This is a genomic window from Thiocapsa sp., assembly GCF_018399035.1.
In the GTDB taxonomy this organism is placed as follows: Bacteria; Pseudomonadota; Gammaproteobacteria; order Chromatiales; family Chromatiaceae; genus Thiocapsa.
The window spans coordinates 5,668,581-5,692,109 of sequence record NZ_CP073760.1 but is presented as its reverse complement, the minus strand read 5'-3'; the positions used below and the strand labels follow the sequence as shown (position 1 = coordinate 5,692,109).

Sequence of the window (23,529 nt, the reverse complement as noted above, 5' to 3'; positions counted from 1 at the left end):
CGCTGCGGCGATCAAGCGGGCCGTCAGATCCTGCGTCGCGGCTCGCCGGCTGCTAGAATTGTTGAAATCTTCAACATCCAGGAAATGATCATGGCAACCATGAACTTCAGCGTCCCGGACGAGATCAAGGACGCCTTCAACCGGGAATTTTCGGGTCGCAACAAGAGCGCCGTGATTGCCCGATTGATGCAGCAGGCCGTCGCCGAAGCCGAGCAGCAACGCAAGCGTGAAGCCGTGTTCCGGGAGCTGACAGCGGGCCGGGCGGAGCGACCCGCGTTGACCAACGCCCAGTTGCACCAAGCGCGTGAGCATGGGCGCCCGTGACATTGGTCATCGATGCCAGCGTGGTCGTCAAGTGGCTGTTTGATGATCCCGAAAACGAACGCTATACGGCGCTTGCAACCGAGCTGATGGCGGGAGTCGTCGCAGGGGATATCGAGGTTGTGCAGCCGCCGCATTGGATCATTGAGGTCGGCGCCGTGCTGGCACGCCAGACACCCGAGCGTGCCCAACGGGATCTTGCCCTGCTCGATGCGTTGGGTCTGCCGACCCGGAGCAGTCCCTCGACCTTGGCGCGCGCCTGCGCGTTGGCGATCGACCTTGATCATCATCTGTTCGATACCCTTTATCACGCGACCGCGCTGGAGTACGAAGGTTGCCTCATCACAGCCGATGACCGCTACCACCGCAAAGCGCGTGCCCTGCCGGGTATCATCCACCTGTGCAACTGGAACGCCGGGCACGGCAAGATCGAATCGCACCGAGACCGATCATGAGCACGACCATCCTTGAGCTACTGATCGACCGACTCCGCGCGGCGGCGATCTACAACCGCCACGACCTGGCTGCGCCCGCCGTAGTGCTGTGGACGGATGGGGAGGGCCTGTGGTCCCGAGCCATCCCGCTGCTGCAGGACGCGATGCCGGAATTGCTGGTGCTGGCACCGGAGATCGCCGACGCGCGCACCGGCCCCTCCACCTGGCTGCGTTACCGGCTTGCGCGTGGCACTTGGGAGCACGCGCCGGTGGTCTATCTGCCGGGTGTGGCGCGGTATGCCTTTCGGGGCGCCGCCGGGTTCCCGGAGGCCGCGCGGCATCTGTTCGCGCTTCAGTTCCAAGGTCAGTTCTGGAGTCAGCAGAATGGAAAGGACTGGACGCCGTCCGCCTTCCTGTCGTCCAAGGAGGGCGGGCTTGGGCTTGATCTTGCCCGTGACCGCGCCACCCTGGACGCGCTTGGCGCCCAGCTGACGCAGGTCCTGCGCGCGCCGGTCTCCAGCCTTGTCGGTCGGCGCCTGGAGGCGGCGGATCTGCATGGGCTCGCGGCCGGCGATCCGGTGGGCCTGCTGTTGGAGTGGATGGCGACCGGCGACGGCAGCCATGCTGACTGGTCCACCGAGCGCTGGGCCGGATTCAAGGCCCTGTGCAAGCCGACTTTCGGTCTGAACCCGGACAAGGACGGCATCATCACCGCGGTGGACCGGCTGGTGGCGGGCGGCGGGATCTGGGATCAGGTCTGGACGCGCTACTGTCAGGCGCACAAAGCCTTCGCCGGGGTGCGCAAGGCGCTCGACCTGGCGCATCCGAAAGACTTGCTCGATGGCGCCAACGACCGGATGCCGGCCACCAACCGTCAACAGGAGGACGCGCTGCGCGCCGGCCTCTTGGGGCTTGCGGATCGTCCGAGGGCGGAGGCGCTCACACAGCTCACAAAACTGTGCGGGCAGCATGCCTCGCGGGCCGATTCCTTGTGGGCGGATCTGGGCGAGGCGCCGCTGGCTCGGTCCGTCGTGCAGTTGAAGATCCTGGCGGAGGGGATCTCCGCGGGAGTCGGCGGCAACGATTGGGAGGCGTTGTCCGCAGCCTACCAGGAGCGCGGCTGGGCAGTGGATGCCGCCGCCTGGCGCGCGTATGCGACGGTGCGCGATGCTCCGGACCTGGATGCCGTCACGGCGGCGCTGCGCGCCGTGTATCTTCCGTGGCTGGCCGGCCTCGCGGAGCAGGTTCAGGGTTGGGGCCTGAGCTACCCGATGGCCAACCCAGCCCAAAGTCCCTTGTTCGAGTCGACCCCGGGGACGGTCATGGTGTTCGTGGATGGTCTGCGTTGCGACTTGGGCCTGGATCTGGCCCGGCGACTCCGGGCGGACGGACTCTCCGTGGAGACCGTCACCCGCTGGACTGCCCTGCCCACCGTGACGGCGACGGCCAAGCCGGCGTGGCGCCCGCTGGCAGAGACCTTGATCGGCAACAGTCTGCCGGAGGGGTTCGAGCCACAGCGCACCGAGACCGGCAAGAACCTGACGACTCAGACCTTTCGCACCCTGCTGGCGAACCATGGGTGGTCCTGGCTGGAGACGGCGTCCACCGGGGATCCGAGCGGCGCCGCCTGGACCGAGATCGGGACCTTCGACCATGACGGGCATGCCCAGGGGGCGCGTCTGGCTTGGCGACTCGATGAGGAGCTGCGGGCGGTGGCCTTGCGGGTGCGCGAGCTGCTCGCGGCCGGTTGGCAACGCGCCGTCCTGGTGACGGACCATGGGTGGCTCCTACTGCCGGGCGGATTACCCAAGGCGGACCTGCCGGCACATCTGACCCAATCGCGCTGGTCACGCTGTGCCGTGCCCCAGCCCGGCGCTCAGCATGGGTTCCCGGAACTGCCCTGGTTCTGGGGCGGCGGCCACTCGGTGGTCTACGCCCCGGGAGTCTCGGCGTTCAAGCTCGGTATCGAATATGCGCACGGGGGTCTCAGCCTGCAGGAGGCGTTGACCCCGACACTGACCGTCACGGCCGACGGGCCGGCCGGCCCGGCGGCTGTCGCGGTTCTGAGCGCCGAGTGGAAAGGCATGCGGTTGCGGGTGCAGTTACAGGGCGGATTCGCGGGGACCCTCCTCGACATCCGCACGCAGCCGGCGAACGCGGCATCGAGCCTGCTCGATCCGGAGCGGCGGATGCAGCCGCCGGACGTGGATGGTGCCGCAGCCGTGTTGGTCACGGACGACCGGAACGAGGGGGAGAAGGCCGTGCTCGTGGTCCTGCGCGACGGGCAGGTAGTGGCCAAGCAGCTCGTGACCATCGGAGGGGATTGATCCATGCAGCTCGACGCGCTCGACCAGCTCGCCGCCCGGGCGTTCGACGGATTCGTCGTGCGCAAAGACCTGGTGCGCCGGTTCAAAGGCCAGTATCCGGTGCCCACCTATGTGGGCGAGTTCCTGCTCGGGCGCTACTGCTCCAGCACCGACGAGGCGGAGATCCAGGAGGGGCTGGACATCGTGCAGCGCCAGCTCGCCAGCCGCACGGTGCGCGCGGGCGAGGAGGAGTTGTTCAAGGCCCGCGCAAAGGAGCAGGGTCGCGTCAAGCTGATCGACCTCATCACCGCACGCCTGGACGCCAAGAACGATTGCTTCGTGGCCGAGCTGCCGAGCCTGCGGATCAAAGATGTCCGCATCGACGATGCCCTGGTGCACACCCACGAGCGGATGCTCACCGGCGGCTTCTATGCCGAGATCGACCTGAGCTACGACCCGAGCATCGCCGAGGAGAAGAACGGCCGTCCCTTCGGCATCGAGTCGCTGCGCGAGATCCAGCTCTCCAAACGCGATGCGCTGGATACCCTGGCCCGCGGGCGAGCCGCCTTCAGCTTCGAGCAGTGGCAGGCATTCCTCTTGCGCAGCGTCGGGCTGGAGCCCGAAAGCCTCACACCCCGAACCCGCGACGTGATGTTGCTGCGGATGGTTCCCTTCGTCGAGAACAATTACAACGCGGTGGAGTTGGGGCCGCGCGGGACCGGCAAGAGCCATCTGTTCCAGCAGGTGTCGCCTTACGCGCACCTGGTCTCGGGCGGCAAGGCGTCGGTGGCGCGCATGTTCGTCAACAACAGCACCGGTCAGAGGGGGCTGGTGTGTCAGTACGACGTGGTCTGCTTCGACGAGGTCTCGGGGATCAGCTTCGACCAAAAGGACGGGGTCAACATCATGAAGGGCTACATGGAGTCCGGCGAGTTCAGCCGCGGCAAGGAGAGTATCCGCGGCTTCGGTAGCGTCGTCATGGTCGGGAACTTCGAGGTGGATGTTGTCCACCAGCAGCGCGTCGGCCATCTGTTCGGCCCCATGCCGCCGGAGATGCGCGACGACACCGCCTTCATGGACCGCATCCACGCCTACATGCCGGGTTGGGACATCCCCAAGGTCAACCGCGAGCAGCTCACCGACCATTTCGGCCTGGTGAGCGACTTCCTGTCCTCCTGCTGGAATCACCTGCGGGCGTCCTCGCGCTTGCAGAACTTCCAGGGGCGCATCCAGTTCGGCGGGGCCTTGAGCGGGCGCGATGTCAACGCGGTCCAGAAGACCATGAACGGGCTATTGAAGCTGATGTTCCCCTACGCCAACACGGAAGGCGCCGGGACGCCCGAGCAGGAGATCCCGGATCACGCCATCGAATGGGCCGCCCGACTGGCGCTGGAGTGCCGCCGCCGCGTCAAGGAGCAACAGAAGCGGATCGGCTCCGCGGAGTTCCGCAACACCCACTTCAGCTTCCAGATGGGGTTGGACGGGGTGGAACAGTTCGTCTCCACCCCGGAGCTGCAAAACGAGGACAGCATCGGGGACGATCCGCTGCCGCCCGGACAGATCTGGGTCCTCTCCCCCGGTGGGCTGGACGAGCATCCCGGGCTCTATCGCTTGGACGTGACCCAGGGGCCGGGCTCCGGGGTGAAGATCCTCAACCAGCCCCCGCCCGCGCCCTTCAAGGAGAGCGTCCGCTGTGCCGAGCAGAATCTCTATACGCGAGCCAAGAACCTGGTGGGCGACCGAGATCCGCGCGCCCATGAATTCTCGGTCCAGATGCGCGCCTTCGACGCCGGCAAGTCCGGAACCGCCACAGGCGTCGGGGCCTTGCTAGCGCTGTGCTCGGCCCTGCTGGAGAAAAGCCTCAAGGGCGGACTGATCGTCGTCGGCGGGCTGAACCTGGGCGGGTCCATCGAGCCGGTCTACAACGTGGTCAGCGTAGTCGAGGCTGCGGCGGACAAGGGGGCAAAGACGGTCCTGCTGCCGGTGACCACACGCAAGCAGCTCATCGAGCTGGATGACGACATCGCCACGCGCGTCACCGTGGTGTTCTACTCCGACGCCAGGGATGCGTTGCTCAAGGCGCTGATCGAGTGAGATGCCGGGATTGTCGGGATTGCGGGAGGACCGACTCTAATCTCCGTGAGGGCGTTCGTCAGTGGAAAACCAGGGCGCAAGCCGACCCTGTCGAGCCTGTCGGGTACGTTATAATCCCGGATCGCCGTGATCGCCGCTCTCCGAGAACACCCTCGACAAGGCCGCTTGCGTCTCCACCGTCAGACGCGCGAGATCGGGTAGGTCGGAGGTCAAACCATCCAGATCGCCGCAGCGTCCGGCCTGCTCCATTTTGAACGCCAACGCCCCGAGAAGGCAGGCACCGAAGGTCAAGGCGCTGCCCTTGAGTGCGTGTGCCTCGTGGCAGGCCGCGGACGCGTCGCGGGCCGTGACCGCGGCTTCGATCCGATGTCGGCGCCGCTCCGACTCGGTTCGGAACAGGTCCATGAGCTCCAGGACCGACTCGCGCCCCAAATCATCGTCGAGCCGGGAAAGCACCGCGAGATCGAGCAGCGACGTGTCGGCGGGCGTCCCGAGCGACCTCGCCACATCGGGTTCTACGTGCGGTTTCATGTGCTCACTCATCGGTTTGCGCCGACCGGCCGCCGGCTACCGCGGCACCCTGCTTGCGAGCCTTGCCGGCAAAGATCGCGGCATCGGGACGGGCTGGCGATCGCAGCGGAGCGAGCTGGGCCAAAAGGGACACGGTGACACCTGCGTGGTCGATCCTGGTCGCGGGCCCTGCACTGAAACCATGCATCGCGGTATGCCTCTCTCGTGGACTGTGCAAGAAGCTATGCGCGACAATTCGCGCCTCGGCGCCGGGGCGAGGAGCGAATGCGCGAGGGTTCGGTCGATGATACGCCATTCGACATCGTGCTTGAGTCCGATATCGGGGCTCAATGTCGATACCGGGCCGCTCGGGAACCTCGCGTGCTTCGAAACGCCGCTCGAGGTTATCGATGCTGCGCCCGGACATCGACTCGCGTGTCGCTTGAATCGAGACCCCTTGACCTCATCGAGAGGTAGCGGTCGTTCGGTCCGTTACCAAGCGATCCAGCGCCCCGCCCCAAGTCCTAAAGACGCGCGTGGATGGAACCAGAATCGTTAATAACGATCGCCATGATAAAAACAATCCACTTTCCTTATCACCGAGGCCCCGCTATTCTGCACCCCATCGACGCAGATTAGTCACCCTCAACCCTTCACTTCAACTTGGAGAATGACCCCATGTTCGAGAATCGCACCGGAAGCCGTGTCCCGCAGGTCACCTTTCACACCCGTCAGGGTCACGAATGGGTCGACGTGACGACCGACGACATCTTCAAGGGCAAGACCGTCGTCGTCTTCTCCCTGCCGGGCGCCTTCACGCCGACCTGCTCCTCCTCGCATGTGCCGCGCTACAACCAGTTGGTTCCGACCTTCAAGAAACATGGGGTCGACGAGGTCGTGTGCATGTCTGTCAACGACACCTTCGTCATGAACGAATGGAAGAAGTCGCAGCACGCCGACAACGTCACCTTCATCCCGGACGGCAACGGCGAGTTCACCGACGGCATGGGTCTGTTGGTCGACAAGGACGGTCTTGGCTTCGGCAAGCGGTCCTGGCGCTACTCCATGCTGGTACGCGACGGCGTCGTGGAACAAATGTTCATCGAGCCGGAAGTCGAAGGCGACCCCTACGGTGTCTCCGATGCCGACACCATGCTCGCCTATCTGGCGCCGGAAGCCGCGAAGCCGCTCGACGTGACCGTCATGACCCGCGACGGCTGCCCCTTCTGTGCGAAGGCGAAAGAGGCTCTGCACAACGCCGGGATCGCTTATGAGGAACTTTTGCTGAACCGCGACTACACCGAGCAGACCCTGCGCGCCGTCGCGAATGCAGCATCCGTGCCTCAGGTCTTCGTCAACGGCAAGCTGATCGGCGGATCCGACGCTGTCGAGGTGTGGTTGAAAGACCACCACGCCGCATAGAACCGGCTCGGCAAGATCGACGGGCGATCCGGTTACGGCCGGATCGCCCGATCCGAGAGGGATTCGAAGACAGGACCGGGAGTCAAGAACATGAGTCAGCATTTCGACCTGATCGCCATCGGAGGCGGGAGCGGCGGCTTGGCCGTGGCCGAGAAAGCCGCGCAGCTCGGACGCCGTGTCGCCGTGGTCGAGGCAGGGAAGCTCGGCGGCACCTGCGTGAACGCCGGCTGTGTTCCCAAGAAGGTCATGTGGTACGGCGCCAACCTGGCGGCGGCTGTTGCCGACGCACCCGGTTACGGCGTGAAGGTGCAGTTCGAGGGAATCGACTGGCCGACGCTCGTCGCGGGACGTAACCGCTACGTCGCCGATATCAACGGCTACTGGGACGGCTATGTCGAGCGGCAAGGCATCACTCGCATTCAAGGTCAGGCGCGCTTCGTCGATACCAAGACCATCGCGGTCGGCGAGGATCGTTACAGCGCCGACCACATCGTGATCGCGACCGGCGGACGGCCGATCGTGCCGCGGATGCCGGGTGCGGAGCTGGGCATCACCTCCGACGGTTTCTTCGTGCTGGAGACGCAGCCCAAGCGCGTCGCCATCATCGGGGGTGGTTACATCGGCGTGGAGCTCGCAGGAGTCTTGCGCGCACTCGGCACCGAGGTCACCGTCGTGGCGCTCGAGGACCGGGTGCTGTTTCTCTTCGACCCCATGATCAGCGAGACGCTCGCGGAGAACATGGCGGCCGACGGCATCGAGATGCGGCTCGAATTCGAGGTCGCGGCGCTCGAGAAGAATGCCGATGGCCTCGCACTGGTCGCACGCGACGGCGAGCGTCTGGGCGGCTTCGACACCCTCCTCTGGGCCGTCGGACGCACGCCGAACACCCGCGAGCTGAACCTGGAGGCCGCGGGCGTCACGATGCAGCCGAACGGCATCATCCCGGTCGATGCGTATCAGAACACCGACGTGCCGGGCATCTATGCCATCGGCGACGTGATCGGGCGCGAGCCATTGACCCCGGTCGCGATCGCCGCCGGGCGCCGCCTGGCCGAGCGCCTGTTCGGCGGCAAGCCGGATCTGAAGCTCGACTACGACAACGTTCCGACCGTGGTCTTCGCCCATCCGCCGATCGGCAAGGTGGGCTTGACCGAGCCCGAGGCGCGTGAGCGCTACGGCGACACCCTGACGGTCTACGAGACCAGCTTCACCCCGATGCGCTATGCACTGAATGCGCACGGCCCCAAGACCGCCATGAAGCTGGTGTGCGTTGGCCCAGAGGAACGGGTCGTGGGCATCCACGCGATCGGCGACGGCGTCGACGAGATGATGCAGGGTTTCGGCGTGGCGGTGAAGATGGGCGCGACCAAGGCCGATCTGGACGACACCGTCGCGATCCACCCGAGCAGCGCCGAGGAGCTGGTCACCCTCAAGGAGCCGGTCAGACGCCCGGGACAGGGCTCCTGATCGCCAAGGCTGCGGATCGACCGATGGTGGGATGGGTAGAGCGTCAGCGAAACCCATCCAGCCTGCGCCAAGGACGTCAGACCGCAATCCGGCAACGCGGCGGTTTGGAGGATGGGTTTCGCTGCGCTCTACCCATCCTACGGTTCTCTGCTGTTTTTGAATCTTTCCTGACATCTGTTCGTTTAACCACCCGTTGCAAGGCACGTCTTTGTCTCCCCTCCCCGCACCTGTGCTGGACCGCCGCCTATCCGTCGCGCCCATGCTCGACTGGACCGATCGCCACTGTCGCTATTTCCTGCGTCTTCTCAGCCGGCACACCCTGCTCTATACCGAGATGGTCACGACGGGTGCGCTGATCCATGGCTCTCGAAGGGGCGATAGCGAGCGCTTCCTCGGTTTCGATCCCGCTGAGCACCCGATCGCACTCCAGCTCGGCGGATCGGACCCGCAGGACATGGCGCACTGCGCACGGATGGGCGCCGAGCGGGGCTACGACGAGATCAACATCAACGTCGGTTGTCCGTCGGACCGGGTGCAGAACGGCCGGTTCGGCGCCTGTTTGATGGCCGAGCCGGGACTGGTCGCGGACTGCGTGGCGGCGATGAAGGATGCCGTCGCGGTGCCGGTGACCGTCAAGACCCGCATCGGGATCGACGATCGCGACAGCTACGGCGAGCTTCTGGACTTTGCCGGCGCCGTGACCGAGGCCGGCTGCGACGCGCTCGTCGTGCATGCGCGCAAGGCGTGGCTCGCCGGGCTGAGTCCGAAGGAGAACCGCGACATCCCGCCGTTGCGCTACGACGTCGTGAAGCAACTCAAGCGCGATCTGCCGAATCAGACCATCGCGATCAACGGGGGCATCAAGACCCTTGAGGAGACTCTCGGGTTTCTGAAGACACTCGACGGGGTCATGATCGGTCGCGAGGCCTATCACAACCCCTGGATCCTCGCCGAGGCGGACCGGGTGATCTTCGGGGATGACCGTCGTGCGCCGACGCGCAACGCGGTCCTCGACGCCTTCCTGCCTTACGTGGAGCGCGAGCTGTCGACGGGCACGCCGCTGAGCGCCATGAGCCGGCACATCCTCGGTCTCTTCCAAGGCCAACCCGGCGCGCGCGCCTGGCGACGCCATCTGAGCGAGCAGGCGCATCGTGCGGGCGCGGGCGTCGAGGTCCTGACCGCCAAGCTGCCGCCCGAGCCGCGGCCTTAGCCGGCGGGATTCGCGCGAGGCACCATGGATTGGGTCAGCCTCTCCCTGCTCTGCGCCTTCTCACTGGCGAGTGCGGACGCCGCAACCAAGGCGTGGCTGCAAGGCTTCTCGGCCCGCGAGCTGGTCGTCGTGCGCTTCGGCGTCGTGGGCCTCCTCATGGCGCCGTTGCTGGTCGGCATGCCGCCGCTATCGTCACTTCCGCCGGCCTTTTGGTTCTGGATCGCGGCCCTCATCCCGCTGGAAATCGCCGCCATGCTGATCTACATGGCCGCGATCCGCGACCATCCGCTCTCGCTCACCCTGCCCTACCTGGCCTTTACCCCGGTGTTCGTCATCGGGGTGGCTTGGGTGCTGCTCGGCGAGGAGGTCAGTCCGCTCGGTGCGGCGGGGGTCGGGCTGGTGGTGGCCGGGGCCTGGCTGCTCAACAGCCGGCATGCCAAACGAGACAACTGGCGAAGCTGGACGCGTCCCTTTACAGCCATCGTCGAGGAGCCCGGCTCCCGGATGATGCTGGCGGTGGCCGCCATCTATGCCGTCACCGCCACCCTGGGCAAAGGGGCCATGCGGCACATGGACCCGGAGTTCTTCGGGGCCTTCTACTTCGCACTGCTGGGCGCGGCCGTCGTTCTGCTGATCGTCCTGCCCCGGCCCGGGCTTCTGCTCAAACTGGCGCGCCGACCCGGACCTGTGCTCCTGGTCGGCGTCCTGATGGGGCTGATGGTCTACACCCACTTCCTGGCCCTCCAACAGGTCGAGGTGGCCTACATGATCGCCGTCAAACGCACCAGTTTGCTCTTCGGCATCCTCTACGGCGTGCTGCTCTTCCGCGAGACCGGGCTCTCGACACGGTTGCCGGGCGGTCTGCTGATGCTCGCCGGTGTGGCGCTTATTGCTCGGTAGGGGCACGCATCGAGACAAAGGCCGACTCGATCCGTGCGAGCACATCGGCCAACGGAGGGGTTTGGCTGGTGTCGATGACGACCGCGTAGGCACGCTCGTCGGACGTCAAGGGTTCCAAGGCCAGCCGTTGACGCTCAAGAACCCGCACGTCGGCGTCCGACGCATCCTGGTTTGCGGCGAACCGACGGTTGATACGGTCACGCAGGACATCCACGGGGGCATCGAGCGACAGAATCGCGAACGGGATGCGGCGCCGCCGGGCCAAGTCGCAAAACAGCGCGCGCCGCGCCGCGCAGATGAAGGTCGCATCGACCAACACGTCGTAGCCGTAGCCGAGGATCGCATCGCCAAGACGCAACAGCCGTGCGTAGGTCCACGCGGTCGCGGTCGGGAAATAGATACCGGCGTCGAGCGAGGCGCGGGTGGAAGCGATCTCGGAGATACCGAAGAGCCGCTTGCGCTCGATGTCCGAGCGCAGGTGGATCAAGGGGAGTGATTCGCGAAGCCGGCGCGCCATATCGCTCTTTCCGGATCCGGACAGCCCGCACGCAATCAAGAGACGGGGCGAACGGGGACGGATGTAGGACTCGGCAAGCTCCAGGTAACGGATGCAGGTCAAGCGGTCGCGGGCCTCTTGTGCCGGATCCAGATCGGCCTGCCCGAGACGGATCGCCATGACCTTCGCCCGAACAAGCGCGCGATAGACCTTGTAGAAGTCCAGCAGAGACAAGAGCTCGTAGTCCCCGTTGCGCTCCAGATAGCGGTTCAGAAAGCGCCGCGCCAACGGCGCCGCGCCGGATTCCTCCAGGTCCATGATCAGGAAAGCGATCTCGCTTGCCGTGTCGATCCAGCGCAGGAGGGGATTGAACTCGATCGCGTCGAAGATGCGGATCTCGCCGTCGACCAAGGCGATGTTGCCCCGATGCATGTCGCCGTGACACTCGCGGACATAGCCGTTGCGGCGCCGACGCTCGATCATCGGGATCAGGGCATGCCAACGACCGCGTGTCCAGGTTTCGAGACGCTCGAGACAGTCGCGCGGATACGGCTCCAATGCACAAGCGCGAATCTGCACCAGATTCTCGATCATGGGTGCAAGCACGGCCTCGGGCGTGCCGAAACGGCTCTCGGTATCGGCGACGGGGAGCCGGGCGTGAAACTCCGCGACATCCTCCGCCAAGCGGTCGATCAGCTCGCCGGACAGCTCCTGACGATCGAGCAGGGCCTCTTGCGGGAAACGACGCATCTGCACGGCATACTCCTGCACCGGACCGGGTCCGCCGATACGTGGAGCAATCGCCGTGCCGGTGACGGCAACCACGCCCAGATAGAGATCAGGCGCCAGGCGCCGATTCAGCCGCAGCTCCTCCTCGCAACAGCGGCGACGGCGTTCCAGCGTGGAGAAATCGAGAAAACCCAGGTCGATCGGCTTCTTGAGCTTGTAGGCGAACGCGCCCGCAAGGAACACGTGCGAGATGTGTGTCTCGATGTGCTCGACCGGGTCGGCGGGATGCGGATAGGCATCCGGTCGCATCAGTGCTTCGATCAAGCGCGGAAAGGCATCGACGTCCACGGGGCAGCTACCCTCATCCGTTCGGCAAAAACCTTACGTCAATCGACCTTGAACTGAGTATAAGCGTTCTTTAATATCCCGTAGGACATCAGCCCGACCCCGACCCGTTATCCGAACCTTTGGAGAGATTCATGTCTATCGAGCGCATCGTCTTTGCCGTCGCCGGCGCCTTCATCCTGATCTCGCTCCTGCTGGCGCACTACGTCAGCCCCTACTGGATGTGGTTCACGGCCTTCGTCGGCCTGAACCTGCTGCAGTCCGCCTTCACCGGATTCTGCCCCTTGGCCGTGATCCTGAAGAAGATGGGCAAGAAGGCCGGCCCCGCATTCTGACGCCGACTAAACCGCGTTCGGAGCGATCCAAGTCGCTTCGTCCTTTGTCTCGGCCTCGTCGTACTTAACAACCTCGGCGCAACGCGGTTTAGGAGATTTTAATATTTATTAATAACTTAAATCGCGTCTTCGCCGACTGCTCATGGACGTGGGAATCCCGCCCCAAATGACGAGCCCACATATCCCAACGGACGCGATTTAATCGGCGATCGGCTGCGCCCACAGATCGTGGTCGCCCGCATCCGTAATCTCGACCTCGACGAAATCCCCCGGATCCAGCTCCCAGGCGCCGGCGATGATCACCTCGCCGTCGATCTCGGGTGCGTCCGCGTAGCTGCGGGCGATCACCTCGTCTTCTCCGACCTCGTCGACCAGCACGATCAGCCGTTGACCGATGCGCTCGGCGAGCTTCGCGCGGCTGATCTCGGCCTGCACGGCCATGAAGCGCTCGACCCGCTCGTGCTTGATCGACTCCGGGACAGGATCGGGCAACGCGTTCGCACTCGCACCCTCGACCGGCGAATAGGGAAAACAGCCGACGCGGTCGAGCCGAGCGGCACGCAGGAAGTCGAGCAGCTCCTCGAGCTCCGCCTCGGTTTCGCCCGGAAAACCGACGATGAAGGTGCTGCGTATCACCAGCTCCGGGCACTGCTCGCGCCAGCGCGCGAGCCGATCGAGCACCTTCTCGGTCGCTGCCGGACGGCGCATCGCCCGCAGGATCGGCTCGCTGCCGTGCTGCAGCGGCATGTCGAGATAGGGCAGGATCAGCCCTTCCGCCATCAGCGGGATCAGCGCGTCCACATGCGGATAGGGATAGACATAGTGCAGCCGGACCCAAGCCGGCAGCTCGCCGAGTGCACGTGCCAGGTTGACCGTGTCGGTCTTGAGCGGCCGACCCTTCCAGAAATCCGGCCGATAGCGCAGATCCAACCCGTAGGCGCTGGTGTCCTGCGAGATGATCAAGAGCTCGCGCACCCCCGACTCCACCAGCCGCTCCGCCTCCGCAAGCACCTCGCCGATCGGGCGGCTCGCCAGATCGCCGCGCAGGCTCGGGATGATGCAGAAGCTGCACCGATGGTTGCAGCCCTCCGAGATCTTGAGATAAGCAAAGTGCCGCGGCGTGAGCTTCACGCCCTGCGGCGGCACGAGACTGACGAAGGGATCATGCGGCGCCGGCAGCTGCGCATGCACCGCCGCCATCACCTCGTCGAGTGCATGCGGACCCGTCACCGCAAGGACCTCGGGATGGGCCTTGCGAACGATCTCGGCGCGCGCACCCAGGCAACCCGTCACGATGACGCGACCGTTGGCGTGCAGCGCCTCGCCGATCGCATCCAGCGACTCCTCGACCGCATCGTCGATAAAGCCACAGGTGTTGACGATGACCAGATCGGCATCCTCGTAGCTCGGCGGGATGCCGTAGCCCTCCGCACGCAGTTGCGTGAGGATCCGCTCCGAATCCACCGTCGCCTTGGGACAGCCGAGGCTGATGAATCCGATCTTGGGGGTTTGCGTCATCGACATAGGGTCAACCGGGATCTACAACGTCCAAAGAAAACCGACGCGCGTTATCGGTGCCCGAACTGAATGACGGCGAAGATGGCACCCTGCGGATCGCCGAGAAAGGCGAACCGGCCGACATTCTCGATCTCCATCGGGTCCATCACGATGCTGCCGCCCAGACGCTTGGTCGTGGCCACGGCGCCGTCGCAGTCTTCGACGCCGAAATAGATCGACCAGTTCGGCGGCATCGAGCCCCAGGACGCATCGAGCTCGAGCATCCCGCCGACCTCCTTGCCGTCGAGCTCGAACAGCGTGTAACGCCCGTCCATCAGGCTCTTGCTGGTGCGTGCGGTCCAGCCGAAGAGGTCTTGGTAGAAACGCGCAGCGGCCTTGGTGTTGCGGGTCTGCAGCTCGCTCCAGCTGCGTGCGCCGTAGGTGTTGTCGAGCTCGGCGCCGAATAGCGAGCCAGGCTCCCAAAGGCCGAGCACGGCGCCGGTGGGATCCTGAATGAAGGCCATGCGTCCGAGCTGCATCACATCGACCGCAGGCATCACCAGGCGACCGCCCAGCTCGACGGCCTGCTCGGCGCTCGCCTGAACGTCCATCACCCGGACATAGCTCGCCCAATAGGGGAAGGCGCCTTGCTCGGGCGCCATCTCGTAGAGCGCGGCGGCTCGCTTGCCGTCGCGCTCGAGGATGCTGTAAGGCACCTCGTAATCGGTCGCGAGGTCCTCGGAGGTCCAGCCGAAGATCTCGCCGTAGAAGGTCTTTGCGGCCTCCGGCGCATTGGTCGCCAGATCGACCCAGCAGAAGGTCCCGGCTGGGTAGCTTGTCATCTCGGCCATGGGGCGTTCCTCGGTTCGGATCCTTGATTCGGATCCTTCAGGTTGAAAGCGATCGGCTCAATCGAGATCCGCATCGGCGCGCCGGCCTTTGCGACCCGTCAAACGGCGCGGCGGCGGGTCGCCGTCCATCATCATCAGCATGCGCTCCTCCTCGGCAAGACGCTTGGCCGCGAGATGTTTCTCTTGGCGCACCCGGGCGGTGTAGCCGAGCGCCGCACCTCCGGCCGTCGTCAGGGTGAGCAGCCCGAGCGTGACGAACTGGGCGAGCATCATGGCCACGCCGAGACCCACCGCACCGCCGACCACGACGCCGGTCTTGAGGTTGGCACCCATCGAGCCCCGATGCCGGACCTTGGCCTGAAGAACGGCGTTGTCGCGACCGACCTTGGCACGGATCTGCTCGGCCTTGACGCGGATCTTCTCGCGTTCCTTGGAAAAGCGCTCGCTCACGCGCGAGACGGTGCGATGGCGATCCGCCGCAACGATGGTGTTGAACCAAAAGGCGACCAGCGTGCCGATCGAGCCGGCCAACAGCAAGAAAAGCGGCCAGGTCGTTTGCCAATCGGTACTCAAGGCCGTGTAGACCAAGAGCCCCGTGACACCCTGAAGCAGAAAGATCCCGATCAGGAAGCGGACCAAGCTGCCCAAACCGGTTGGAATGATATTCATAGTCTCAGTCTGCACTCCCTGGCGTCGAGCGTGTCAGGCACTCGGCGGCTTGTTCTTCAAAAGGTCTGCAACGCCGAGCATCAAACGACCGATCGCGGCTCCGGCTCCGGCCCCGGCCCCGGATTCGCCCGGGTCGCCCAACAGGAATAGCCATACCGACTCCGAGGTCGCCACTGTCCCCGCGTTGCTCGATTGTGGCGCGCGCACGTCTCGGAGTCGATCGCGGATCGCCGCCAGGCTCTCGGGGCGGCCGGCGAGCTCGGGGCCGATATCGCGATCGAAGGCATCGACAACCGTGTACAGGTGCTCGATCCCGAGGCCGGAGAGATCCGCAACAAGCCTGAAAGCGCCGACCCGTCCGGGCAGGAGATTTGGCTCGAGAGCGGCAACGAGGAAGGGGCCGGCCCCCTTTTGCAGACGCGTCGCGAGGCCCGCCTCGCCCTGCCCGCGCAGCTCCTCGATCAACTGCCTGCGCATCCGGTCGGAGAGATCGGCTGCGACCTGGTTGAACAAAGGCATCCCGCCGAGCTCCGCATCGACCGGGATCAGAAAGACGTGGGCGTCGGGGCGCGGCCCCGCCTCGGCATCGCCGCCGACCGCCGCATAGGTCTCGACGAGTCGAAACAGCTCCTGGTGGCGCGCTTGATCCGTCTGCGCAAGCCGCTCGACATTCGGGCCGACCATGACGAAGGTATAGACCCCGAAACCAGACACGGCACGACGATAGAGGCGATCGAGGCCACTCGAGCTCTCGATACGCACCGCCGATCCCGCCGACGGGAAATAGGCCATGGCATGGTCGCGTGCAAGACGCGTCGGACCGCTGCCCGAGCCGCTCAACTCGCGATGCCGCGTGAGCCCGTCCGCCGCCGCCGTCTCGATCGCGCGTAGAGCCCGAGGCGCGCTCAGCGCGAGCGCCCGCTCCGCGATGGAGCCCTGGACCTGCTCGCCCCCCTTGGCGACCATTTCGCGCACGATATCCACCGGCGGCGCACAGTTGCCGAGGATCAGCGCCTCGGTGCCTTCGGCCGGATCGATCACGGACGAATAGAGACTTGCCACCAAGGCATCGAGCCCGTCCCGCGCCGAGATCGACATGGATCGCGCAGACAGACACTCGGCCGCCACCTCGGCACGAAGAATCTCGGGATCCTGACTGAACAGCACCGGGGGCGCGCCGGGATCGTTGAACAGGATACCCTCGGCCGGGCGCGCCGCTCCCGCAAGCGCATCGGCCGCAAGCAGGGTGGATGGCCGCGCGTCGTCCGCAACGGTCTCGTCGATCCCCTGCCATCGCGGGGGCTCCGCCGCCCGCGCAACCGGTGGAACCCGTTCGGACGCAGTGCCGACCGAGAGATTCGGACGCGTACCGGCACACCCGGCGAGCGAGACGGCGAGCCCGAGCACACCACAGGCAGCGACGGATCGCGCTCGGCCAGCCGCGCGATAACGGCGAAGCCACCGCACGGGACCGGCAAGGGAGTGGTGCAAAGGTGTCTCCACGATGTAACCGTCTCCCCGTATCGGGTCAGAAAAAGTCGCGTCGGCGCCGACCGCTGCGCCGGCAGCACCCTGACAGGCGTCTGCGTTGCGGACTCGCACGGAGTGCAGCATAACGGATCGCGCAGACCGATCCGATGCCATTTCGATGCGTTGCGCCGCCGAGCCGGTTGTCGATCGACCCGCACGCCCCGACATCCCGGAGCACGCGATGGGCGACCGAAGCATCGAGCCCAGCCCGAACATGCGAGCATTGCGGCCCGATTCATCCCCGACCCGATTCATTCCAACAGCAAAGACCATGTATCCGATCGATAAACCCTACTCGGAAGCCTGCGAAGAAAACAAGCGCCCGATTCTCGACGTGATCGGCCCGCTCTTTCAAGAGGCACGACAGCTGCTCGAGATCGGAAGCGGCACCGGTCAGCACGCGGTCTTCTTCGCCGCCGCCCTGCCCCATCTGGTGTGGCACACCAGCGACTGCGCCCACTATCTCCCCGGAATCCGGGCCTGGCTGGACGATGCGGACCTGCCCAACCTGCCGCCCACCCGCGTGCTCGACGTCACCGGCACTTGGCCCGAGGAACGCTTCGATGGCGTGTTCAGTGCCAACACCGCCCACATCATGTCCGAGCCGGAGGTCGAGGCCATGTTCGACGGGGTCGGGCGCGTCTTGGTCGATGGCGGTTGTTTCGCGCTCTACGGGCCCTTCAACATCGGCGGTCGCTACACCAGCGAGAGCAACGCACGCTTCGACGCCATGCTGCGCTCGCGCGACCCCGCAATGGGTATCCGCGATCTCGACCTCTTGATCCGCATGGCCCGCGACAACGGCATGGAGTTGATCGCGGATCACCCGATGCCGGTCAACAACCGCACGCTGGTGTGGCAGCGTATCCCTTAAGGACACCCCATGCCCGAGACCCCCGAAGACGACCCCCGGATCGCACGTGCCCGCGCGGCATGGCGGTTTCGCGGGCAGAAACGACCCGACTTCGCCGTCGAGCCCGGTCCCGATCAAGCGTCCGTGTGGGACTACCCTCGCCCGCCCGCGATCCTCCCGGAGCCCCGCCCGGTCCGGGTTCTGGTCGGGGCGGTGACCCTGGCCGACTCGAACCGAGCGGTTCGGGTCTGCGAGACCGGGAGCCCGCCGACACTCTATTCAAAGGCGAGCCAGGGACATCCCGCTGGTAACGAAACCGGCATCGCGACATTCGGGGTCCCGGCACAACAAGCTGTAGCGGCGGCTGTAGGGGCGACTTAAGTCGCCCCGACAGCTCGGCAGATGCCTTTGCGGAAATGACCCAACGCCTGAATCAATCGCCTGAACCGCGTTGACGCCGAGATGCTTGGTGCGCTCGACCGACTGGGCTACCTTGGACACCGATCTCCACCTCGAACGCAGTTCAGCATGAAAGCCTCGAAGGAACCGGTGACCCAAGCCGTTCGCGCACTGCGCACCGCCAAGATCCCCTTCGAGGGCCATCCCTACACCTATGTCGACGGCGGCGGCACGGCGCAGTTCGCGCGCGAGCACGGCGTCGACGAGCACCTGGTCGTCAAGACCCTGATCATGGAGGACGAGCAGTCCAACCCCATGATCGTCCTGATGCACGGCGACCGGCAGGTCTCCACCCAGGCGCTGGCACGAAAGATCGGCGTGAAGCGCATCCAGCCCTGCGCCCCGGCGATCGCGGACAAGCATTCGGGCTATCAGGTCGGCGGCACTTCACCCTTCGGCACACGGCGCGCCCTGCCGGTCTATTGCGAGACCGGAATCGCCGCACTCCCGCGGATCTACATCAACGGCGGCAAGCGCGGCTACATCATCTCGCTCGCAACCGCCGATGCACTCGCGCTCCTCAAACCCACACTGGTCGAGATGGCGACCTGACCGGTCACGTCGCCGAGCGTGGCGGAAACGTTATCGGTTGGACTAGCGCCGCAGATTGGACAAGCGAAGCGCAGTCCACCCCAGCGGCTTGGTTCAACAACCAGCTCCAGGCTCAAGAGCCTCGAACCAAGCTTTGCGTCAGCCCATCGCGACGCCAGAAGCGGCGCAATGCCGATCGCGTGACCCGATAGACCATGCCCTCGCAAGGGTCGATCAAAATCTCGTCGAGCGTCCCGCCCTTGATCCGTGCTTCGAGCACGGCGACCCTCGCATCCAGCGCGAGCAACGCCGTCGACCAGGCCGCGAGATCCCGCTCCAGCAGCGCTGCACCGAGCCGGTCCCAGAGCATGAGATGGCGGCGTCCGGGAAGCGGCTCCTGCGGCGACCACCCTTCGAGCGCGCGATGCGCCACCCCGCACCAGCGCGCTAGACCCGCGGTCAGCGGATCATCCCCGACCACCGCGTCCGGCGGTGCGCCCGAGCGCTCCGGCAGCACACCGCCACCCCAGGTCCAGATGCCGTTGATTGCCGGACGCCGGGCCTGCTCGCGGAGACGATTGACCTCGCTGCCGTAAAAGAGCATCTGCGCCTCGTTCATCAGACCGCGCCAGCGCCGGGCATCCGCGCCGCTCGGGACATCGCGCGGGACAGGCCCGCCGATCACGCGCTCGAGCGGCTCCGAACGCAGGTCCAAGGCCCGATCCGTTCCCAGATACCAGCGGTTCGGGTGCGGCGCGGTGAGCCGCAATCCGTCCTCCGCGAAATGGCCGTTGAAGAGCGCGACCAGGGCATCCGCCTCCGCCCGGTCGGGCGCGACACCGGCGCCGGCGAAGAGCAGCAGACGGTCGCGATCCGGGCGCAAATGCACCGGATCGGCATGTATCCAATAGCCGTCGCACCGCGCGTCCGGTGACTCGCCCAAGAGACTGATCGCGGCCGTCGGGGCATCGCGTTCGGGGTCGGTCGAGACGCCGACGTGCCTCAGAAGGGCCGTCGCAGCGTCGTGCCCGCCGGTCGGGATGCGCTCCGCGCGCGCGAGCAGCCGATCGATGGCCGGGACCTTCGGGAGTGTCTCCGGCGCGGCCGGGATGGGGCCAAGGAGGCCGGGGCAGATGAGGGTCAGCATGTTGATTCCGGAACGGCAAAGACGGCGATGGCGTGTCCCTCAGCGACGACCCGAGAGCCTCACGGACACCCAGCCCAAACCGAGCAGAATGATGGCCAGCAACACCGGAAGCGGTCGTTCCAGCGCGAGAAACAACAGACTCGCCAGACTGACCAGGATAAACACCAGCGGCGGCAGCGGATACCAGGGCACCCGAAAGGGTCGCGGCAGGTCCGGCTCGCGCCGGCGCAGACGGACGACACCGGCGACGGTGATGACCGCGAAGAGTGTGAGCGTGAAGCCCGCAAAGCTCAAGACGCCCTCGAACGAGCCCGTCAGGATCATCGCGAGCGCCAGACCCTGTTGCAGCAGCACGGCACGCGTCGGTGCACCGCGCCGGTTGCGGACACTGAGCGGTCGGAAAAACGGCAGGTCTTCGCCGATACGCTCCAAGACACGGGGTCCGGCGAGCACCATGGCGCTGACGGTCGAGACCAACAAGAGGGTCAGCACCAGGCTCATGAGATGCCCGCCGACGGCGCCGAAGATGGTCTCGGCGGAGAGCGCACCGACCTCGACGCGACCGACCAAGGCATCGTATTCGACGGTGCGCAGGAAGGTCAGATTGAGCAGCAGATACAGCAGCGTGACGATCAGCGTGCCGAGCAGCAGCGCGCGCGGGACCGCACGACGCGGGTCCTGGACCTCGTCCACCACATAGGCGGCGGCGTTCCACCCCGAGTAGGCATAGGCGACATAGATCAAAGACACGGCAAAGGGCGCGCTCCAGACCGCGTCGAGCGTCGATGCGGAGGGCACGACCGAGAGGCTGCCCGAGGTCGCCGGCAGAGCGAGCCCCACGGCGCAGAACAGCAGGATGACGGCGATCTTCAACCAGGTCGCGACCACCTGCAGGCGCCGCCCCAGATCCAGGTCGAAGGCATGCACGGCGGTGACCATGAGCAAGGCCGTCACCGCGATCGCGGTGGGCGGCGCCGGGAGGACGGTCGCGGCATAGTACCCCATCGCCATCGCCGCCAAGGCCACCGGGGCCGCGAACCCGACGGTCACGGAGACCCAGCCGGCCAACTGGCCCAACAGGGGATGGAAGATCCGCGACAGGAAGTGGTATTCCCCGCCCGAGCGCGGCAAGGCAGCGGCCAGCTCCGCGTAGGAGAGTGCGCCGCAGAGCGCGATCAGACCGCCGATCAGCCACAGCAAGAGCAAGGCCGAGCCGTCAGGGATTCCGGCCGCTTGGAGGCCGAGCGTCGTGAACACGCCCGTGCCGATCATGTTGGCGACCACGATGAGGATCGCGGTGCGTTGGTCGATAAAGCGCGGTCTGCTCATCGTGTCGGCATCCGAGGTCGTGTCCCGATCGACGTCGAGCCGATCTGGATCGGGATCGGGATCGGCTCAGCGAACAAAACGCGGATCGAAATCGAAGGGTTCCAGGGTCGCCGTCGCGAACACCCCACCGGCCCTCCCGTGAGCGGGATTCAACAGCAGGTTGCGTTGCTGCGGGATCAGGACACTCGGGACCGAGAGTGCGAGTGATTGGCCGCCGGTCAGCCAGGCGGCGCCGATCGCGGCGGTCGACACAGGTGCGGGATCCTCCCGCCAGTTCGCAGGCAACCCGGCGTCATCCAAGAGCAAGACCTCGTCATCGGGAAGATCGAGCCTGGCCAGACGGTATTCATTGAGCACCTCGCTTCGATGCAGATGCACCAGCAGCTCCAGCGCCGCCAGCGCGATGCTGTCCGAGGCGTACACCACCGCATGACCCTTGCGGTTCCAGCGTCCGCCGTAGACCTTCGCGCCCGAGCCGTCCAACGCCGTATCGGCAAATCGTTCCTTGACGAGCCGATAGACCCGCATCAGCTGTAGACGCCGTGCTCCAGACGTCCGATGAGGTCATGTACCTGCGTGGCACCGGCCTCGGTATCCAGATGCTCGATCGGCGCCGTCCCGCCCAGCGCCTTCGCCGGCTCGCCGAGCCACCCGGACGCGGCGGAGGCGTCGCCCTCGAAGAGATCCACCGCATCGCTGAACGCGGCCGCGATCCGGTAGACACGATCGCTCTCTTCCGGAGAAAGCCGTCCGTCGGGGCTGCGCCGACGCCTGGTCAGGGTGGATGGTGCAATCTTGGCGATCCGCAGCAGGGTCTGCTGTGGTCGGTCGAGGACCTCGGCCAGCCGCTCGATGACGGCCACCGGAAAGCCGCGGCGACTCTCCGCGACCAGCCCCGCCCGATCGGTCGGGAGCCCAAGCTGCAGGAAAACCATCGCCCCCGCTCCTGGAGCAACAGCGGCGTCGGCGACGCCGGACAACACCGGAATCCGGAAGAGACTCGCGTGCGATGTCATCAGGCAACCCTCCAAATGCGATATGGCAATTAGAGTACACCCAAATGGAAATCGCGCAACCACCAAGGCCAGTTCCGGCAAGTTCCGTATCCGTAGGTTGTGCTGACGATAGGAAGCACAACTTCAGCTCAGCGATCGCCCCGAGGCCGCCCCCACTTGGGACCGCGCGCAAACGGAGAGTCGCCGCTCGGTTTGGCCTGCCAAGGTTTTGCTCCGGGGCGAACTTGACGGCGCTTGGGCACCGGCGGTGTCAGACCCGCCAGCCCCATCAAGGTCTTTTGCTCGTCCTCGGACAAGGGTCGCCAGTTCCCGGTGTAGAGGCGTCGTCCGAGCTCGATGTTGCCGTAGCGGATACGGATCAGGCGACTCACCTGGCAGCCGGCGGCCTCCCAGAGGCGACGTACCTCGCGATTGCGGCCCTCGCGCAGGACGACATGAAACCAGCGATTCGCACCCGTGCCGCCGCGCTCGGTGACCACATCGAACTTGGCGAGCCCGTCTTCCAGCTCGATGCCGGCGGCGAGTCGCTCGAGCGTTCCCTCGGGGACATCGCCGAGGATGCGCACCGCGTACTCGCGCTCGACCTCGCGCGAAGGATGCATGAGGCGGTTTGCCAGCTCGCCGTCGGTCGTGAAGAGGATGAGCCCGGAGGTGTTGATATCGAGCCGACCGACCGCGATCCAGCGACCCTCTTTGGGTTTGGGCAGACGACGAAACACCGTCGGGCGCTCCTCGGGATCGCGCCGCGTGACCAGCTCGCCCTCGGGCTTGTGATAGGCGATGACTTGCGGAAGCTTCTCTCGCCGCCCCTTGAGCTTGACGTCTTGCCCGTCGACGCGGATCCGATCCCGGCTGGTGACCCGATCGCCGAGCTTGGCGAGATCGCCGTTCACCCGGATCCGCCCCTCGCTGATCCAGCCCTCGATGGTGCGACGCGAGCCCAGGCCCGCGTCGGCAAGGGCCTTTTGCAGGCGCACGGGCTCCTCGGCGGGAGGCTGCGGCGGGGATGGGGGCAAGCGTCGGTCGGTTTTCATGAAGGTTCTCGGGTTGGAGGATGGGTTTCGCTGCGCTCTACCCA

23 protein-coding genes are annotated in these 23,529 nt (G+C 65.8%); 12 read left to right on the top strand and 11 right to left on the bottom strand.

What is annotated here, in order from left to right; all coding sequences use genetic code 11:
- The first annotated feature begins 90 nt into the window (after positions 1–90).
- The 4 genes from KFB96_RS26060 to brxL are packed head-to-tail and all read left to right on the top strand — an operon-like array spanning position 91 to position 5,155.
- Complete coding sequence (locus KFB96_RS26060; protein ID WP_213458358.1) at positions 91–324, top strand: hypothetical protein; 234 nt, start codon at positions 91–93, stop codon at positions 322–324.
- Positions 321–776 carry a type II toxin-antitoxin system VapC family toxin gene (locus tag KFB96_RS26055; RefSeq protein WP_213458357.1) on the top strand — a complete coding sequence of 152 codons (456 nt, stop codon included), beginning with the start codon at positions 321–323 and terminating at the stop codon, positions 774–776. The genes KFB96_RS26060 and KFB96_RS26055 overlap by 4 nt, the downstream gene beginning before the upstream one ends.
- Entirely contained in the window at positions 773–3,082 is a 2,310-nt protein-coding gene (pglZ, locus tag KFB96_RS26050; RefSeq protein WP_213458356.1) for a BREX-1 system phosphatase PglZ type B, read from the top strand. The genes KFB96_RS26055 and pglZ overlap by 4 nt, the downstream gene beginning before the upstream one ends.
- 3 nt (positions 3,083–3,085) lie before the next feature.
- Positions 3,086–5,155 (top strand): BREX system Lon protease-like protein BrxL, encoded by a 2,070-nt coding sequence (brxL, locus tag KFB96_RS26045; RefSeq protein ID WP_213458355.1) that lies wholly within the window; start codon positions 3,086–3,088, stop codon positions 5,153–5,155.
- Positions 5,156–5,263: 108 nt separating this feature from the next.
- Here the strand turns inward: brxL and KFB96_RS26040 are convergent, their stop codons facing one another.
- Positions 5,264–5,686: an Hpt domain-containing protein gene (locus KFB96_RS26040; RefSeq protein WP_213458354.1), complete on the bottom strand. Its 423-nt coding sequence runs from the start codon at positions 5,684–5,686 to the stop codon at positions 5,264–5,266.
- Between the two features lie 657 nt (positions 5,687–6,343).
- Between KFB96_RS26040 and KFB96_RS26035 the strand changes: the two genes are divergently transcribed.
- The 4 genes from KFB96_RS26035 to KFB96_RS26020 all read left to right on the top strand — a co-directional run bounded on the left by KFB96_RS26035 (position 6,344) and on the right by KFB96_RS26020 (position 10,664).
- A complete protein-coding gene (locus tag KFB96_RS26035; RefSeq protein WP_213458353.1) occupies positions 6,344–7,087 on the top strand; it encodes a glutathione peroxidase in 744 nt (247 codons plus the stop codon).
- Between the two features lie 90 nt (positions 7,088–7,177).
- The gene (gorA, locus tag KFB96_RS26030) at positions 7,178–8,554 is read left to right on the top strand and encodes a glutathione-disulfide reductase (RefSeq protein ID WP_213458352.1); all 1,377 of its coding nucleotides are present in this window, start codon (positions 7,178–7,180) and stop codon (positions 8,552–8,554) included.
- Between the two features lie 232 nt (positions 8,555–8,786).
- Positions 8,787–9,764: a tRNA dihydrouridine(20/20a) synthase DusA gene (dusA, locus tag KFB96_RS26025; RefSeq protein ID WP_300971764.1), complete on the top strand. Its 978-nt coding sequence runs from the start codon at positions 8,787–8,789 to the stop codon at positions 9,762–9,764.
- Positions 9,765–9,788: 24 nt separating this feature from the next.
- Positions 9,789–10,664, top strand: coding sequence for a DMT family transporter (locus KFB96_RS26020; RefSeq protein ID WP_213458350.1), 876 nt, complete (start codon positions 9,789–9,791; stop codon positions 10,662–10,664).
- Here KFB96_RS26020 and KFB96_RS26015 read toward each other — a convergent pair.
- Positions 10,651–12,237, bottom strand: a complete 1,587-nt coding sequence (locus KFB96_RS26015; RefSeq protein WP_300971187.1) for a bifunctional aminoglycoside phosphotransferase/ATP-binding protein — start codon at positions 12,235–12,237, stop codon at positions 10,651–10,653. The two genes, KFB96_RS26020 and KFB96_RS26015, sit on opposite strands and share 14 nt — an antisense overlap.
- Before the next feature lie 131 nt (positions 12,238–12,368).
- Between KFB96_RS26015 and KFB96_RS26010 the strand changes: the two genes are divergently transcribed.
- Complete coding sequence (locus KFB96_RS26010; protein ID WP_093029220.1) at positions 12,369–12,569, top strand: DUF2892 domain-containing protein; 201 nt, start codon at positions 12,369–12,371, stop codon at positions 12,567–12,569.
- Between the two features lie 198 nt (positions 12,570–12,767).
- Here the strand turns inward: KFB96_RS26010 and rimO are convergent, their stop codons facing one another.
- The 4 genes from rimO to KFB96_RS25990 are packed head-to-tail and all read right to left on the bottom strand — an operon-like array spanning position 12,768 to position 17,089.
- The gene (gene rimO / locus KFB96_RS26005) at positions 12,768–14,093 is read right to left on the bottom strand and encodes a 30S ribosomal protein S12 methylthiotransferase RimO (protein ID WP_213458349.1); all 1,326 of its coding nucleotides are present in this window, start codon (positions 14,091–14,093) and stop codon (positions 12,768–12,770) included.
- A 44-nt stretch (positions 14,094–14,137) separates the two neighbouring features.
- Positions 14,138–14,917, bottom strand: coding sequence for a VOC family protein (locus tag KFB96_RS26000; RefSeq protein ID WP_213458348.1), 780 nt, complete (start codon positions 14,915–14,917; stop codon positions 14,138–14,140).
- Between the two features lie 57 nt (positions 14,918–14,974).
- A complete protein-coding gene (locus KFB96_RS25995) occupies positions 14,975–15,586 on the bottom strand; it encodes a hypothetical protein (protein ID WP_213458347.1) in 612 nt (203 codons plus the stop codon).
- A gap of 33 nt (positions 15,587–15,619) precedes the next feature.
- Positions 15,620–17,089: a hypothetical protein gene (locus KFB96_RS25990; protein WP_213458346.1), complete on the bottom strand. Its 1,470-nt coding sequence runs from the start codon at positions 17,087–17,089 to the stop codon at positions 15,620–15,622.
- Positions 17,090–17,387: 298 nt separating this feature from the next.
- Between KFB96_RS25990 and KFB96_RS25985 the strand changes: the two genes are divergently transcribed.
- The 3 genes from KFB96_RS25985 to KFB96_RS25975 all read left to right on the top strand — a co-directional run bounded on the left by KFB96_RS25985 (position 17,388) and on the right by KFB96_RS25975 (position 18,980).
- Positions 17,388–17,990 (top strand): DUF938 domain-containing protein, encoded by a 603-nt coding sequence (locus KFB96_RS25985; protein ID WP_213459746.1) that lies wholly within the window; start codon positions 17,388–17,390, stop codon positions 17,988–17,990.
- 9 nt (positions 17,991–17,999) lie between these two features.
- A complete protein-coding gene (locus tag KFB96_RS25980; RefSeq protein WP_213458345.1) occupies positions 18,000–18,350 on the top strand; it encodes a hypothetical protein in 351 nt (116 codons plus the stop codon).
- 147 nt (positions 18,351–18,497) lie between these two features.
- Positions 18,498–18,980 carry a YbaK/EbsC family protein gene (locus KFB96_RS25975; protein ID WP_213458344.1) on the top strand — a complete coding sequence of 161 codons (483 nt, stop codon included), beginning with the start codon at positions 18,498–18,500 and terminating at the stop codon, positions 18,978–18,980.
- A 112-nt stretch (positions 18,981–19,092) separates the two neighbouring features.
- On the opposite strand, the gene KFB96_RS25970 is transcribed toward KFB96_RS25975, so the two are convergent.
- The 5 genes from KFB96_RS25970 to rluB form a co-directional block, all read right to left on the bottom strand.
- A complete protein-coding gene (locus tag KFB96_RS25970) occupies positions 19,093–20,106 on the bottom strand; it encodes a phosphoglycerate mutase (protein ID WP_213458343.1) in 1,014 nt (337 codons plus the stop codon).
- A gap of 39 nt (positions 20,107–20,145) precedes the next feature.
- Positions 20,146–21,435 carry an APC family permease gene (locus tag KFB96_RS25965; protein WP_213458342.1) on the bottom strand — a complete coding sequence of 430 codons (1,290 nt, stop codon included), beginning with the start codon at positions 21,433–21,435 and terminating at the stop codon, positions 20,146–20,148.
- Positions 21,436–21,501: 66 nt separating this feature from the next.
- Positions 21,502–21,963, bottom strand: a complete 462-nt coding sequence (locus KFB96_RS25960) for an RES family NAD+ phosphorylase (protein WP_213458341.1) — start codon at positions 21,961–21,963, stop codon at positions 21,502–21,504.
- On the bottom strand, positions 21,963–22,451 hold the full coding sequence (locus KFB96_RS25955; RefSeq protein WP_300971186.1) for an antitoxin Xre/MbcA/ParS toxin-binding domain-containing protein: 489 nt from the start codon (positions 22,449–22,451) through the stop codon (positions 21,963–21,965). The genes KFB96_RS25960 and KFB96_RS25955 overlap by 1 nt, the downstream gene beginning before the upstream one ends.
- Positions 22,452–22,579: 128 nt before the next feature.
- Complete coding sequence (rluB, locus tag KFB96_RS25950) at positions 22,580–23,485, bottom strand: 23S rRNA pseudouridine(2605) synthase RluB (RefSeq protein WP_213458340.1); 906 nt, start codon at positions 23,483–23,485, stop codon at positions 22,580–22,582.
- Between the last annotated feature and the right edge of the window lie 44 nt (positions 23,486–23,529).